Raw genomic sequence first — 14,619 nt, forward strand, 5'->3', positions numbered from 1 at the left:
GAAACTTGAAACTAAAAAATTACCTTGAAAACAAAAATCGCCATCAACGGTTTCGGTCGTATCGGAAGAAATTTATTCCGTTTATTGTTAAACCATCCTACCATTGAAGTGGTGGCCATTAATGATTTAGCAGATGTTAAAACCATGGCTCATTTACTTAAATATGATAGTATACATGGCATTTTAAAAGAAGAGATAAACTTTGATGAAAAACATCTGATTATTGAAGGAAGAAAAATTCCATTCTACTCAGAAAAAAATATCGAAAACCTAAATTGGAACGGTATTGATTTTGTAATTGAATCCACCGGAAAATTTAAAACATATGAAGCCGCTGAGGCTCACCTTGAATCCGGTGCGAAAAAAGTAATTCTATCTGCTCCTCCTGAAGATGAACGTATTAAAACAGTAGTTTTAGGAGTTAATGAATCCATTTTAGACGGAACCGAGACAATCATTTCAAATGCGAGTTGCACTACCAACAACGCGGCTCCAATGATTAAAATTATTGATGAACTTTGCGGAATTGAACAAGCCTATATCACTACTGTTCATTCCTATACCACCGACCAAAGTTTGCACGATCAACCGCACAAAGATTTACGAAGAGCACGTGGAGCAGCTCAGTCGATTGTTCCAACTACAACCGGGGCAGCCAAAGCATTAACTAAAATTTTTCCGAAATTAGATGGAAAACTAGGTGGTAGTGGCATTCGGGTGCCGGTACCTGATGGCTCGCTTACCGATATAACTTGCTATGTTTCAAGAGCCGTTTCGATTGAAGAAATCAATGCTGCTTTTTTAACAGCAGCAGAAAAAAACTTGAAAGGAATTCTTGCCTATACTGAAGATCCGATTGTTTCTGTTGACATTATCGGCAATCCAAATTCTTGTCTTTTTGATGCACAACTTACCTCTGTAATTGATAAAATGGTAAAAGTAGTAGGTTGGTATGATAATGAAATTGGTTATTCATCGAGAATTATTGACTTAATTGGGTATATTTCAAATAAATAGTTATTTTTATCCCTTAAAAATAACCATTTTTGGTATGAAATATTTTACATTAATTATTCTTTTTCTAACTCTATCGGTTTTTTCTCAAACAAAACCTTCCCAAAATAAAGGAGAAGAATTAGACAGTACAAATTATTTCATTGAATTGGCTAATTTTCACAAAAAAAATAACAATTACCGTAGTTCACAAGATTATATTCAAAAAGCAATTGAATTTGCAGAAGCACAAAAAAATTATCAGGCTCAAGCAGATGCCTACTCTTTTCTTGGAAATGTCTATTTTGAATTACGGAAATATTCCGATGCTATTCAGACGTATAACAAAAGTATTTCCCTTTACAACAATCAAAAACCATCTTCTAATCTAGCCTATACCTACTATAATTTAGGTTTGTGTTATGTTGAAAAAAAACAATACGCAAAGGCAGAATTTTACTTTAAGGAAGCAGAGAAAATTTACGAAACTATCAATATTCCTGAAGCCACAGAAATGATTAACCTTCAAAAAGGAATTGTTTATCATGCAAAAGGAGAAAATCAATTAGCCTTATCTATTTTAAATACTATAATCGTCAATCCCGACGAAGAAGACCATTTTAAAACAAAAGCAGAAGCACTTTACCAAATTGGATTAATTGAAGCAGAAAACAATCGATACAATCTTTCGTTAAACTATCTAAACAAAGCTCTTGATTTAAGTGCTAAAAACAAAAATTTAGAACTCAAGGCAAAAGTAGCACGTACACTAAGTGAAGTGTATGAAAAAATTATAGATATTGATAATTCATTTAAATTCATGAAACAACACCTGAGAATTAGAGATAGTATTCAGGAATTAAACAGCAAAAGAATTGGAACGGAAGATTTCTTAAGTTTTAAAGAAGCAGAGCGACTTAAAGCAATTGACCAAATGGACCGGGAAAATAAAGAACAGCAACGAGCGAATAAATTTTCTAAGTTAATCAGTATTTTAAGTATTGCCCTTATTTCAATTCTATCATTGTTGAGTTTATCGTTATACAAAAATAACATTATCAGAAGTCAATCTAATAAACTATTACAAGACAAAAACCACGAATTATTAATGGCGAAAGAAAAAGCCGAAAAAGCGTCTAAAGCCAGAGCAGAATTTCTCTCAACCGTAAGTCATGAATTACGAACACCTTTAAATGCTATTAATGGTATCACCCATTTGTTAATTGAAGAAAACCCTAAAAAATCACAATTACAATACCTTACATCGCTTAAATTTTCAGGAGATTATTTACTCACATTTATTAATGATATTTTAGAGATTAATCGTGTTGAAAGCGAAAACATAGAAATTGAAAGTATAAACGTTAACATTAAACAATTATTAAGTGATTTACATAATTCATTTAAAGATTTAGCCAGTAAAAACAATAATGACTTTGAATTAGAACTAGACCAATCCATACCTGAAAATCTAATCGGAGATCCAACGAAACTCTCTCAAATTTTTATCAACTTAATAAATAACGCTCTAAAATTTACCCACAACGGAAAAGTAAATATTGCGGCTAAAATGATAAAAAATGAGAATAACATTTCCTCAATACACTTTGAGATTGCAGATACCGGAATCGGAATTCCTCCCGAAAAACAACAGACAATTTTTGAAAGTTTTTCACAAGGTTCCGTTGAAATTAACCGAAAATATGGCGGAACGGGATTGGGATTAGCCATTGTAAAACGATTGGTTAATTTGTTAGGCGGAGAAATCAAGTTAACCAGTGCTGTTGGAATTGGGTCTACATTTTCGTTTGATATTGATTTTGAATTAGGTCAACAAACATTTACAGAAGTTAAAAAACAATACGACGAAAGTGTCTTTGATAACAAAAAAGTGTTGATTGTAGAAGATAACAAAATCAACCAAATGATTACCAAGAAAATGTTGGAAAATAAAAAAATCAACTGTGAGCTTATCGACAATGGCGAAGATGCCATCGAAATGATACGAACCAATGGTTATGACCTTGTTTTAATGGATGTACACCTTCCCGGAATGAACGGAACTTTAGCGACTGAAAAAATCAGATTGTTCAACAAAAAAATTCCAATTGTTGCTTTAACGGCCATTTCGTTGAATGAAAACCGTGAAATGTTGCTTTCTTATGGCATGAATGATGTGGTTACAAAACCGTTTAATCCGGATAGTTTTTACAAAGTTATCGCACACCAATTAAGTTAATCATTCTTAACTTTATTTACTGCTATTGTGGAAATTTTAGAAATGTAAAATAAATTCTTTGATTAATTTTCGAACTGCAGGCTCCGCTTTTTTTGCGGCTTCCAAAACTTCCTCGTGGTTTACCTCTTCAATATTTTCTTCATCGCCCATATCGGTAATCACGGAAACACCCAAACACTCAACATTCATATGACGAGCCACAATAACTTCCGGCACGGTAGACATTCCAACACAATCTGCACCAAGAATTTTAACCATTTTGTACTCTGCAAGAGTTTCAAAAGTTGGCCCTTGCAATCCTAAATAGATACCATCTTTGAGTTCAATGTTATTTTCTAGAGCTATCGTTTTAGCTTTTTGATTCATCCTTCTGGAATAAGGTTCACTCATGTTAACAAATCGGGGACCAAACCGCTCGTCATTAAGTCCTCGTAGCGGATGATCGGGAAAAAGATTGATATGGTCTTTGAGAAGAATGATATCTCCAACCTTATAATTTGGATTTACCCCTCCGGATGCATTGGAAACAATAAGGTTTTGAACCCCCATATACTTCATGACTCGCACCGGAAAAGTAACCGTCTGCATATCATAACCTTCGTAAAAGTGAAAACGACCCTGCATCGCAACTACACTTTTACTACCAATTCTACCAAAAACTAACGCACCTTTATGACCTTGCACGGTGGAAACCGGAAAGTTAGGAATTTCGGAATACGGAATGGTGAATTCTATAGCGATGTCTTCTGTAAACGTGCCCAATCCGGAACCAAGAATGATACCAATTTCGGGTGAATAATTCGTTTTATCTTTAAGAAACCGAACGGTTTCCTGTACTTTGTTCCACATAATGAATGATTTGTTTGTTGAAATTTTCACCTTCAGACAGAAAAACACTTTGTATGGGTAAATAAAACAATTGAGCCGGATTTATTTTTCCTTTCAAGCGAACAAAATCTTTCTCTGTTGTAATGATGGGTTTATTATTTGATTTTTTTTGTATGTATTGAATATCACTTACAGTAAAATGATGATGGTCAGGAAATGGCAATTCCTCATCATTACCATCTTGTAGATACTTAAAAAAAGGTTTAGGCTTTGCAATTCCGGCCACTAACAACTTATCTGTATTGAATACGGAATCAACAGTGCATTTTTCGTTTTCAGAATACAACATTTTATCGTATTGAATAGACGAAAAATATAATTTTTGATTGGCACGAAGATGCATTTTTTTTCTAATTTGATTTTGTTCCGTTTCTGAAAGATTAGTTGGGCATTTGGTAACAACCACCACATCTGCTCGTTTTGCTCCGCTTCTACTTTCGCGTAAATTTCCAGTAGGTAAAATAAAATCATCCACATATAAATCGTTATACGCTGTTAATAAAATCGAAAAACCTGCTTTCACTTTTCTGTGTTGAAAAGCATCGTCAAGTAGAATAACATCAGGTTGATTCTGTAAAGCCATTAATTTTTCAATTCCGTTTTTACGGTTGGCATCAACAGCCACCTGAATGGCCGGAAATTTTTGATACAATTGAAAAGGTTCGTCACCCAAGGTTTCAGCGGTAGAAGAATACTCAGCCAACAAAAAGCCGGAAGACTTACGTTTATACCCTCTGCTTAAAACAGCAATTTTATACTTTGGAGAAAGTAATCGAATTAAATATTCTATCTGTGGTGTTTTACCCGTACCGCCAACACTAAGGTTACCAACTGTGATTATAGGAACAGTAAAGGCATAAGACGGAAGAATTCCTTTATCATAAAACCAATTTCGAATGGCAGTAACCAAACCATATAATAAGGCAATAGGAAAAAGTATTTTTCGCAAAAAAATCATGTTACGAATGTAGGGATATTTGCTGAAATATTTTGTATTTTTATAAAAGGGTTTATCGTAGCGACAATATTGAATTGATTATGTTTAATTCAAAAAAGATTCCAGAACAATCGGCACAATGCTATCTATTGACGCAAAAATTGTAGTAACAAAAAACGACATAATTATGGACAAAGCAACACAAACAATGATTGAAAACCTACATAAAAATACCGGTAAAACATTGGAGGATTGGATTAAAATAGTAAAGAAAGAAAACTTTGCCAAACATGGGGAAATGGTTTCATTTCTCAAACAATCGCACCAGTTAACACATGGTTTTGCAAACCTTATAGCTCATAAAGCAAAAGGCTCTGATGCAGGCTCTGCCACTAATCCCAACGATTTAATCAGCAACCAATACAAAGGTAAAGAACACTTTAAACCAATTTATGACCAATTAATAAAAGAAATAAAAACGTTTGGTAATGATGTAGAAATTGCTCCCAAAAATGCTTACGTAAGTTTGCGTAGAAAAAAACAATTTGCCATGCTGCAACCCGCAACCAAAACCAGATTTGAGATCGGAATTAATTTAAAAGGTCAACAAGCTCAAGGTAAATTAGAAGAAATTAATTCAGCCAATGCGATGTGTTCGCATAAAATTAACATATCCGACAGAAATGAAATAGATTCGGAAATTATCAATTGGATAAAAAAAGCCTACGACAATGCCGGTTAAATTCTCAATCTACAATACATTATGTTTACACTACAACAAATTAAAAATGCACACAGCAAAGTAAAATCAGGAGCTGATTTTCCTGCTTATATTCAAGAACTTAAACAACTAGGAGTGGTTGCTTATGATACGTATGTTTCGGATGGTCATTCCAATTATTATGGTCAAAATAATTTCAATGTTACTTCTGAAGCTAAACATGAAGCACTAGCAATAGCTGATGATACTGAGGAAAATCAATTCAAAAATGACCTAAAAGCCCATCAAGAAGGCAAAACAGATTATCATACTTTTTGCTCTGATTGTGCAAAATCGGGAATAGAAAAATGGACCGTAAACCTCAATACTATGCTTTGTACATATTATGATAAGACAGCAACTAAAATTGTTGAAGAACAAATTCCGGGTTAATTTATGCTCTTTAAAAACATTAATTAATACCTTTGTTTTCTAATCACTTGCAATGAAACTTCAATCTATTTTCCCCATTTTAGAGGAACTTGCTCCGCTGACTTACGCCGAAGATTTCGACAATGTGGGCTTACTTTTAGGAAATCCTGAACAAGAAATTGAGGGAATTTTAGTCTGCCATGATGCCTTAGAGTATGTTGTGGACGAAGCCATTCAAAAAAAGTGTAACCTAATTGTTTGCTTTCACCCTATTTTATTTTCAGGTTTAAAAAAGATAACAGGAAGAACATATGTAGAACGTGTGGTAATCAAAGCTATCAAAAACAATATTGCCATCTATGCAGTTCATACCGCTTTAGATAATCATCAAAATGGTGTAAATAAAATAATAGCTAATCAATTAGGGCTATTAAACACCAAAATATTGGTTCCTAAAGAAAAATTCATCCGGAAATTAGTAACCTACACAATTCCCGAAAACTACCAACAACTACGTAATGCTTTGTTTGAAGCCGGAGCCGGAAAAATTGGCAACTATGAAGATTGTAGTTTTAATTCCAAAGGAATTGGAACCTACATGGGAAATGAAAACAGCAATCCCGAGATTGGTGAACGTTTTGAATTTGTTGAAAACGATGAAATTAAAATCGAAGTTACTTTTGAAAAACATTTGGAAACCAAAATTTTAAAAGCTCTTTTCAAAAATCATGTTTACGAAGAAGTGGCTTATGAAATTTATGAGTTACAAAACCTTCACCAAAACATAGGATTAGGCATGATTGGTGATTTGGAAAACGATATGAATGAAAATGATTTTCTTGAATTTGTAAAAGAAAAAATGCACTGTGAAAGTATCAGACATAGTACATTATTAAATAAACAAATAAAAAAAGTAGCCGTTCTGGGCGGATCAGGTAGTTTTGCAATTGGCCATGCTAAACAACAGGGAGCCGATGCATTTATTACGGCAGATCTTAAATACCATCAATTTTATGAGGCTGAAAATCAGCTAATATTGGCTGATATTGGGCATTATGAAAGTGAACGTTACACAAAAAATTATATTGTTGATTTTCTTATCAAAAAAATTCCTAATTTTGCAATCATTTTATCAGAACAAAATACAAATCCAGTTAAGTACTTTTAGACTATGACAAACGTAAAAGAAATGAGTGTTGAAGAGAAGTTGAGAGCACTCTATGACTTGCAGTTAATCGACTCAAGAATTGATGATATCAGAAATGTTAGAGGTGAATTGCCACTTGAAGTGCAAGATTTAGAAGATGAAGTAGCTGGTCTAAAGGCTAGAAATGAAAAACTTAAAACTGATTTAGAACAAATTGATGAGCAAATCAGAGCCAAAAAAAATGCAATTGAAGCTCACAAAGAAGGTATAAAAAAATATACCGAACAACAAAAAAATGTGCGTAATAACAGAGAATTCAATTCGTTAACCAAAGAGATTGAATACCAAGAATTAGAAATTCAATTGAACGAAAAGCACATCAAAGAACTGAAAGCTTCTATTGAATACAAAAAACAACAAGTAGCTGACTCACAAGAAAAATTAAGTGCAAAACAAACACACTTGGAGCACAAAAAAGCGGAATTAGGCGATATCATGGCTGAAACACAGAAAGAAGAAGAGTATTTAACTAAACTCTCTGCTGAATATGCTACTAAAATTGAAGAGCGACTATTAATGGCTTACCACAGAATTAGAAATAGCGTTAAAAACGGTTTAGCCGTTGTTTCGATTGAAAGAGGTGCTTCCGCAGGATCATTTTTTACCATTCCGCCGCAAACACAAGTAGAAATTGCCGCTCGTAAAAAAATCTTAACCGATGAGCATAGCGGAAGAATATTAGTGGATAATGTTTTAGCCGCAGAAGAAAAAGATAAAATGGAAAGCATTTTTGCTAACATCTAAAATACAAACCCCGTTCAGGGGTTTTTTTTATGGGTTCAATTTTCAAAACTTTATTAATTAAAACAGTGGGTTGCTACATCAACCTCCTGAGTTATTTTTTTCCTGAAAAAGCCACAAGATTAGCTTATAAATTTTTTAGTGAACCACGTGATGGAAAACTAGACCCGAAGTCTATTCCGGCTATACTGAAAAAAGCAGAAATTGAAATCATTAAAGTGGAAGAGCATCATTTTCCGATTTATAAATGGAAAGGGAATGAGACAAAAGTGTTATTAGCACACGGTTGGGAAAGTAATGCTGCTCGATGGGAGCCGCTTTTCCCGTTTCTGCAAAAAGCGGGGTATACTATTTTGGCTCTTGATGCTCCGGCTCACGGCTTATCTTCCGGAAAAGAATTTACAGTGCTTGGGTATGCTCATTTCATACAAACTGTATTTCAAAAATACGAACCGCAAATACTTATTGGTCACTCAGCCGGCGGATTAACCAGTCTGTATTTTCAGCATCATTACCAATTTACCTCATTACAAAAAATGGTGCTGTTAGGCTCTCCCTCTGATTTAGAAATAATCATCAGAAACTATGCTAATCTACTCGGATTAAACAACCGCGTTATTCAGTTGATGCATCAGTATTTTATGAAGCGTTTCAATATCAATCCAATTGATTTTTCGGGAAAAAAATTTGCTTCTTCGTTGTCTATCCCCGGTATGCTGTCGCATGATATTGATGACAATTCAGTAAAATTTGAAGAAAGTAAAAAAATTGAATCCTCTTGGAAAAACGTGCAATTTATCCAAACAAAAGGATTAGGGCATAGTATGCACGACGAAGCATTGTATCAACAAATCGAGAAATTTTTGCTTACTGTTTAATTATTTTTTGGGTTGTAGCATATTTCCCCTCGGTTACTTTAACAAAATAAATTCCGCTCGGTAAATGAGTAATAGCTATAGACTTGTTGCTGGGCATCTTATGTTCAAAAACAGATTGTCCTAACGCATTATAAATAGTAACATTAGCATTATCTGATAAGTTCTGCTTGGTTATAAATTTCAGTTCATTTTGCACCGGATTAGGATAAACCGAAAATGCTGTTTCATCAACCAAATCCAATCCCAACAAATATTCATCATAAACCCGTTGTACGGCTTCCTCCATATTTGGGAAAGGACCAATATTACCGGCAGAAGGATTCCCTTGTGCAATACCTGTTTCGTTTAAAATGGTTCGTAATTCTTGGCCGGTTAAATAATTGCCGGTTAAACTATGGTGATACGACTGCAATACAATGGCACAAGCCGCTACCATAGGTGTAGCCGAACTAGTTCCGGAAAAACTGACATAACCTTGGTTGATATCACCATTTAACATCAACAAAGAGCCATAGCCGCACGAGAATACATTCTGCGACCAACCTTGTACATCTACTCTTGAACCGTACGTACTGTACGAAATTTTGTTGTGAGCAAGATTGGGAGTACCACCTCCTACAATAATAGCCCCGCTATTGCCTCGATTCGTATAATTCATAAATAAACTACCGTCTAAATTTTGATTGCCGTTTCCGGCAGCGGCTACAATAACAATACCTGCATCGGTTGCAGCCTTCGTCAAATCCCAAACTACATTATTATATTCTGCCGGCACATAATCTGAAGTCCCTGATGCCGGACCATTTTCTTGCATTTCATAAATAATAACATCCCCAACGGTGGAATTTTGAATGGATTGATTAACCGCATAAATTCTATTATAACCAATTTCCTGCCATTCGGGGTAAAGAATCATTTCTGCTGCTTCATAAGCTAAGCCGGTCATACCATAGCCGTCATTTCCTGCTATAACTATACCAATAACAGCTGTACCATGTTCTGTATAAGTTGCTGTGGCATCAGAAGAAATCGTCATCCCGGCAGCAATAGTAGCATTAACTTCATTTAAATCCTCATGATTACCATTAAAACCATATTCCACATCTCGCACACGAATACCGGCACCTTTCAAGCCTAAATCCCATGCATATTGCATATTTAAACCAGGATTTGGACCAATATAGGTTTGATTAACCATAAAATCGGGCGTTGTAGGTGGTATATCAAACGGTGGGGTGATGGGCTCTAATGAAATTAAACTGGCATAATTAACAAAATCATATTTTTCAAATTCAGTTGCCAACAGAAGTAAGTTTTCGTTGGAAGTATCATCAACGACAACCCTAAAAATGTTTTTTAATTGGTGAACAGCTAAAGAATTTCCGGCAAACAATTTAGCATTCTCTTCTAAATCAGTCCATTTTTCCGGAGAAAAAGAAATCGTCTTCTCAAAATTGAATTGAAATGTATCAAAAAGAGCCGTTAATTCGGGATAAAGAGCTAAAATTGACTCCATATCTGTCAAAACAACATCCGCTTGAAAAGAAACATGCAAGTCGTGTTTGTCGCTATTATCATGAATATAAAACTGATTTTTTCTTGTTTGACCGGCTAACAGCATTGAAACAAAAAAACTAAACAGAACAAGTATTTTTCTTATCATAAACCCAAAGTTAATAGGATGAGTATTTTTTTGGCAAGTTACTAAATTTCTTTTAGATGGAAAGTCACTGTTTTTCCCCTAAAAATCCATAAAAAAATTTACTTTTGTTGTATGGAAGATTCAGGAAAACGCATCAATAAATTTTTATCCGAATCCGGTTACTGCTCCCGTCGTGAAGCGGATAAATTAATAGCAGAAGGTCGCGTAACCATCAATGGAATTGTTCCTGAAATGGGTACAAAAATTATAGAGACAGATGAAGTTCGTGTGGATGGTAAACTCATACGCGAAAACCGTGAAAAACCTATTTATTTAGCCTTCCACAAACCCGTTGGCATTGAATGCACCACCAACCAAAATGTTCGTCATAATATCGTTGACTACATCAACTATAAAGAGCGAATTTTTCCGATTGGCCGATTAGACAAGGCCAGCGAGGGATTAATTTTTATGACCAATGACGGTGACATTGTGAATAAAATTCTGCGTGCCCGAAACAATCATGAAAAGGAATACGTTGTCACGGTAAATCGTCCTATTACGGACCGATTCATTCAACGGATGGGCAATGGTGTGCCTATTTTGGATACTATAACCCGAAAATGTAAAGTAGAACAAATCAGTAAATATGTTTTTCGAATTGTCCTCACACAAGGTTTAAATAGACAAATTCGTAGAATGTGTGAGTATTTGGGTTACGAAGTAACCGCTTTAAAGCGTATCCGAATTATCAACATTTCCTTGGATATTCCGGTGGGAAGATACCGTGATTTAACCGAAGCTGAAATAAAAGAATTAAACCAATTGATTGAACCTTCGAGTAAAACCGAAGAAGCAAGTTTACCGAAAGTGGAGGTTCGGAGACCGATTGTGAATAAGAAAAAAAGTAATTAAATTTAATTAATCTTTTTTATTTTAAGAACTTTGGTAAATATCCCCATTTCTTATTATAAACTTTTCAAATTAACATTGAATATAATAAATAGACAATTGTAATTCTATCCTGATTTATTTTGTTCGTTTTAATTTTGGTGGATTTTGACGAGTATCAAAAACATCAGCAATTTTAATGAATCCATTTGTATCGTCAACAGAATAAATTAGTTTATAGTTTTTGAATACAATATAGCGATATTCAATTTCTCTATGTTTTAACAATCCTTCTTGTTGTCCAATTAAAGGAGATTTTATTAATTTTTTGGATTCGTTTATAATTCCAATTATAATTTTCCCTGCTACTCTAGCACTTGCTTCCTTTTCGTAATAGGCATAAATTTCATCAAGTTGAGTTTCAGCAAATTCAGACCAGATAATTTTCATTACAAATACTTAGCTAAAAGTTCCTCACTACTTTTAAATCTATTGTTTTTGAAATCTGATTCAGATTGGTCAATTCGCTTATTCAATTCATCTTGAGTCATTGGTTCAACTAGTCTTTTTTCTGACATTTTCTTCTCATTTCTTAAAATTTTTTCAAGACGAGAAATAGCTTCTTCACTTTGAAGTTTTAAAAATTCCTGAACAAATTCTATTTTTCGAGCTTCTAAATTCATATTATAAAATTTAAAGCTAAGATAATCATTAAAACTAAAAAACCCAAGCTCATCACTTGGGTTTTATTATTTATCTCATTTTCAATCGTTTCTGCTCTCTTGCCAACAAAGTGTTTTTCAACAACATTGCAATGGTCATGGGTCCTACTCCACCCGGAACAGGTGTAATGAACGAAGCTTTTTTACTCACCTTATCAAAATCAACGTCGCCGGTAATGCGATATCCTTTTTCGGTTGTATCGTCGGTAACACGTGTAATACCAACGTCGATTACTACCGCATCATCTTTCACCATTTCGGCTTTCAGGTAATTGGGCACACCTAAAGCCGTAATGATAATATCGGCTTGTGTAGTAATTTGTGCAATGTTTTTAGTGTAACTGTGCGTAAGGGTAACGGTAGAATTACCGGGAAATCCTTTTCTTCCCATCAAAATACTCATCGGTCTTCCTACAATATGGCTTCTTCCAATAACAACGGTATGTTTTCCTTGTGTTTCCACGCCGTAACGTTCTAACAACTCTAGAATACCAAACGGTGTAGCCGGAATAAAAGTCGTCATATCCAATGCCATTTTTCCGAAGTTTTCCGGATGAAATCCATCTACGTCTTTGTTGGGGTCAATCGCCATCAACACTTCTTGGGTGTCAATTTGTTTTGGTAATGGCAACTGCACAATGAAGCCGTCTATGTTATCGTCTTCGTTTAATTCTTTTATTTTTTTGAGTAATTCCGTTTCCGAAGTGGTATTGGGCATTTTAATCAGCGTACTTTCAAAGCCTACTCGCTCACAGGCTTTTACTTTACTGCCTACATACGTTAAACTTGCTCCGTCATTCCCCACAATCACAGCCGCTAAGTGTGGTACTTTTTCGCCATTTTCTTTCATTTTTTGCACTTCGGCGGCTATTTCATTTTTAATGTCATTGGAAACTTTTTTACCGTCTAATAATTTCATGTTCATGTTGTTTTAGTTGTGTCATAAAAAAAATAAGACGCGATAAATCGCGTCTGTGCTTATGTAAAATTATCGCATGCCTTTCATGCCACCCATCATTCTGGCGAGGTTTTTTCCGCCACCGCCTTGCATCATCTTCATCATTTTGCTCATTTGGTCAAACTGCTTCATCAATTGGTTCACTTGCTCTACTTTAGTTCCCGAACCTTTGGCAATTCTTATTTTACGCTTTCCGTCAATAATGGCGGGTTTACTTCTTTCGGTAGGTGTCATCGAATGAATGATAGCTTCAATGTGCTTGAATGCATCGTCTTCAATCTCAACATCTTTAAGGGCTTTACCGGCTCCGGGAATCATTCCCACCAAATCCTTCATGTTACCCATTTTTTTAATTTGCTGAATTTGAGTCAGAAAATCATCAAAACCAAATTCGTTTTTGGCAATTTTCTTTTGCAACTTGCGTGCTTCTTCTTCATTGTATTGCTCTTGAGCACGTTCTACTAGCGAAACAACGTCTCCCATACCCAAAATTCTGTCGGCCATACGGGAAGGATAAAAGACATCAATGGCTTCCATTTTTTCACCCGTACCAATAAATTTAATCGGTTTATTCACTACCGATTTAATCGATAGAGCGGCTCCACCACGTGTATCACCATCTAACTTAGTCAATATAACACCATCAAAATCCAAACGGTCATTGAAGGCTTTTGCCGTATTTACCGCATCTTGACCCGTCATGGCATCCACTACAAACAACGTTTCTTGCGGTTGAATGGCTTTGTGCACATTGGCAATTTCATTCATCATTTGCTCATCAATGGCCAAACGACCGGCTGTATCGACAATTACGACATTAAATCCGTTTGCTTTAGCATGTTTAATCGCGTTTTGAGCAATATCTACTGCATTTTTGTTCTCCGGTTCCGAATATACCTCCACACCTATTTGATCACCTACCACATGCAACTGATTAATCGCTGCCGGACGGTAAATATCACACGCTACCAAAAGCGGTTTTTTGCCTTTTTTAGTTTTTAGAAAATTAGCCAATTTACCAGAAAAAGTGGTTTTACCTGAACCTTGCAAACCTGACATTAAAATTACAGTGGGATGACCGGAAAGGTTGATACCTACCTCAGAACCTCCCATTAATTCGGTTAATTCGTCTTTTACCAATTTCACCATCAACTGCCCTGGTTGTAACGAAGTTAATACGTTTTGACCCAGTGCTTTTTCCTTTACGGTATTGGTAAAATCTTTGGCAATTTTAAAATTTACATCGGCATCTAACAAGGCACGACGAACTTCTTTTAAAGTATCGGCCACATTGACTTCGGTAATTTTACCGTGACCTTTTAAAATATGAAGAGCTTTATCGAGTTTATCGCTTAAATTACTAAACATAATGGGGATTTTCTTTGAATGAA

The 14,619-nt window shown here is 35.0% G+C and carries 15 protein-coding genes; 8 read left to right on the forward strand and 7 right to left on the reverse strand.

The window, feature by feature from the left end; translation table 11 throughout:
- Nucleotides 1-24: 24 nt before the first annotated feature.
- Both gap and R2782_RS06670 read left to right on the forward strand, forming a co-directional pair.
- Complete coding sequence (gene gap / locus R2782_RS06665) at nucleotides 25-1,017, forward strand: type I glyceraldehyde-3-phosphate dehydrogenase (protein WP_371267310.1); 993 nt, start codon at nucleotides 25-27, stop codon at nucleotides 1,015-1,017.
- A 34-nt stretch (nucleotides 1,018-1,051) separates the two neighbouring features.
- Nucleotides 1,052-3,232: an ATP-binding protein gene (locus tag R2782_RS06670; protein ID WP_371267311.1), complete on the forward strand. Its 2,181-nt coding sequence runs from the start codon at nucleotides 1,052-1,054 to the stop codon at nucleotides 3,230-3,232.
- A 36-nt stretch (nucleotides 3,233-3,268) separates the two neighbouring features.
- Here R2782_RS06670 and R2782_RS06675 read toward each other — a convergent pair whose 3' ends face one another.
- Nucleotides 3,269-4,081 (reverse strand): purine-nucleoside phosphorylase, encoded by an 813-nt coding sequence (locus R2782_RS06675; protein ID WP_371267312.1) that lies wholly within the window; start codon nucleotides 4,079-4,081, stop codon nucleotides 3,269-3,271.
- Nucleotides 4,044-5,078 carry a tetraacyldisaccharide 4'-kinase gene (gene lpxK, locus R2782_RS06680; RefSeq protein ID WP_371267313.1) on the reverse strand — a complete coding sequence of 345 codons (1,035 nt, stop codon included), beginning with the start codon at nucleotides 5,076-5,078 and terminating at the stop codon, nucleotides 4,044-4,046. The genes R2782_RS06675 and lpxK overlap by 38 nt, the downstream gene beginning before the upstream one ends.
- 166 nt (nucleotides 5,079-5,244) lie before the next feature.
- Here lpxK and R2782_RS06685 point away from each other — a divergent pair, with 166 nt between their 5' ends.
- From R2782_RS06685 to R2782_RS06705, 5 genes are all read left to right on the forward strand, one after another.
- Nucleotides 5,245-5,799, forward strand: coding sequence for a DUF4287 domain-containing protein (locus tag R2782_RS06685; protein ID WP_371267314.1), 555 nt, complete (start codon nucleotides 5,245-5,247; stop codon nucleotides 5,797-5,799).
- Nucleotides 5,800-5,820: 21 nt separating this feature from the next.
- Nucleotides 5,821-6,210, forward strand: a complete 390-nt coding sequence (locus tag R2782_RS06690) for a DUF1398 domain-containing protein (RefSeq protein WP_371267315.1) — start codon at nucleotides 5,821-5,823, stop codon at nucleotides 6,208-6,210.
- Between the two features lie 52 nt (nucleotides 6,211-6,262).
- Nucleotides 6,263-7,357 carry a Nif3-like dinuclear metal center hexameric protein gene (locus tag R2782_RS06695; RefSeq protein WP_371267316.1) on the forward strand — a complete coding sequence of 365 codons (1,095 nt, stop codon included), beginning with the start codon at nucleotides 6,263-6,265 and terminating at the stop codon, nucleotides 7,355-7,357.
- 3 nt (nucleotides 7,358-7,360) lie between these two features.
- Nucleotides 7,361-8,140 (forward strand): zinc ribbon domain-containing protein, encoded by a 780-nt coding sequence (locus R2782_RS06700; RefSeq protein ID WP_371267317.1) that lies wholly within the window; start codon nucleotides 7,361-7,363, stop codon nucleotides 8,138-8,140.
- A 65-nt stretch (nucleotides 8,141-8,205) separates the two neighbouring features.
- A complete protein-coding gene (locus R2782_RS06705) occupies nucleotides 8,206-9,015 on the forward strand; it encodes an alpha/beta hydrolase (RefSeq protein ID WP_371267318.1) in 810 nt (269 codons plus the stop codon).
- Here the strand turns inward: R2782_RS06705 and R2782_RS06710 are convergent.
- Entirely contained in the window at nucleotides 9,005-10,678 is a 1,674-nt protein-coding gene (locus tag R2782_RS06710; RefSeq protein ID WP_371267319.1) for a S8 family peptidase, read from the reverse strand. The two genes, R2782_RS06705 and R2782_RS06710, sit on opposite strands and share 11 nt — an antisense overlap.
- A 111-nt stretch (nucleotides 10,679-10,789) precedes the next feature.
- Between R2782_RS06710 and rluF the strand changes: the two genes are divergently transcribed.
- Nucleotides 10,790-11,572: a 23S rRNA pseudouridine(2604) synthase RluF gene (gene rluF, locus R2782_RS06715; RefSeq protein WP_371267320.1), complete on the forward strand. Its 783-nt coding sequence runs from the start codon at nucleotides 10,790-10,792 to the stop codon at nucleotides 11,570-11,572.
- Between the two features lie 114 nt (nucleotides 11,573-11,686).
- On the opposite strand, the gene R2782_RS06720 is transcribed toward rluF, so the two are convergent.
- From R2782_RS06720 to ffh, 4 genes are all read right to left on the reverse strand, one after another.
- Nucleotides 11,687-11,998, reverse strand: a complete 312-nt coding sequence (locus tag R2782_RS06720) for a type II toxin-antitoxin system RelE/ParE family toxin (protein WP_371267321.1) — start codon at nucleotides 11,996-11,998, stop codon at nucleotides 11,687-11,689.
- On the reverse strand, nucleotides 11,998-12,231 hold the full coding sequence (locus R2782_RS06725) for a hypothetical protein (protein WP_371267322.1): 234 nt from the start codon (nucleotides 12,229-12,231) through the stop codon (nucleotides 11,998-12,000). The genes R2782_RS06720 and R2782_RS06725 overlap by 1 nt, the downstream gene beginning before the upstream one ends.
- Before the next feature lie 70 nt (nucleotides 12,232-12,301).
- Nucleotides 12,302-13,189: a bifunctional 5,10-methylenetetrahydrofolate dehydrogenase/5,10-methenyltetrahydrofolate cyclohydrolase gene (locus R2782_RS06730; RefSeq protein WP_371267323.1), complete on the reverse strand. Its 888-nt coding sequence runs from the start codon at nucleotides 13,187-13,189 to the stop codon at nucleotides 12,302-12,304.
- 69 nt (nucleotides 13,190-13,258) lie between these two features.
- Nucleotides 13,259-14,596, reverse strand: a complete 1,338-nt coding sequence (gene ffh / locus R2782_RS06735) for a signal recognition particle protein (protein WP_371267324.1) — start codon at nucleotides 14,594-14,596, stop codon at nucleotides 13,259-13,261.
- Between the last annotated feature and the right edge of the window lie 23 nt (nucleotides 14,597-14,619).

The sequence above is a fragment of the Flavobacterium sp. genome, from assembly GCF_041392085.1.
In the GTDB taxonomy this organism is placed as follows: Bacteria; Bacteroidota; Bacteroidia; order Flavobacteriales; family Flavobacteriaceae; genus Flavobacterium.

Excerpts from the sequence above, each read along its gene's own strand:
- R2782_RS06670 (WP_371267311.1), top strand. The coding sequence starts at position 1,052 with ATGAAATATTTTACATTAATTATTCTTTTTCTAACTCTATCGGTTTTT.
- R2782_RS06675 (WP_371267312.1), bottom strand. The coding sequence starts at position 4,081 with ATGTGGAACAAAGTACAGGAAACCGTTCGGTTTCTTAAAGATAAAACG.
- lpxK (WP_371267313.1), bottom strand. The coding sequence starts at position 5,078 with ATGATTTTTTTGCGAAAAATACTTTTTCCTATTGCCTTATTATATGGT.
- R2782_RS06685 (WP_371267314.1), top strand. The coding sequence starts at position 5,245 with ATGGACAAAGCAACACAAACAATGATTGAAAACCTACATAAAAATACC.
- R2782_RS06690 (WP_371267315.1), top strand. The coding sequence starts at position 5,821 with ATGTTTACACTACAACAAATTAAAAATGCACACAGCAAAGTAAAATCA.
- R2782_RS06695 (WP_371267316.1), top strand. The coding sequence starts at position 6,263 with ATGAAACTTCAATCTATTTTCCCCATTTTAGAGGAACTTGCTCCGCTG.
- R2782_RS06700 (WP_371267317.1), top strand. The coding sequence starts at position 7,361 with ATGACAAACGTAAAAGAAATGAGTGTTGAAGAGAAGTTGAGAGCACTC.
- R2782_RS06710 (WP_371267319.1), bottom strand. The coding sequence starts at position 10,678 with ATGATAAGAAAAATACTTGTTCTGTTTAGTTTTTTTGTTTCAATGCTG.
- rluF (WP_371267320.1), top strand. The coding sequence starts at position 10,790 with ATGGAAGATTCAGGAAAACGCATCAATAAATTTTTATCCGAATCCGGT.
- R2782_RS06720 (WP_371267321.1), bottom strand. The coding sequence starts at position 11,998 with ATGAAAATTATCTGGTCTGAATTTGCTGAAACTCAACTTGATGAAATT.
- R2782_RS06725 (WP_371267322.1), bottom strand. The coding sequence starts at position 12,231 with ATGAATTTAGAAGCTCGAAAAATAGAATTTGTTCAGGAATTTTTAAAA.
- R2782_RS06730 (WP_371267323.1), bottom strand. The coding sequence starts at position 13,189 with ATGAAATTATTAGACGGTAAAAAAGTTTCCAATGACATTAAAAATGAA.
- ffh (WP_371267324.1), bottom strand. The coding sequence starts at position 14,596 with ATGTTTAGTAATTTAAGCGATAAACTCGATAAAGCTCTTCATATTTTA.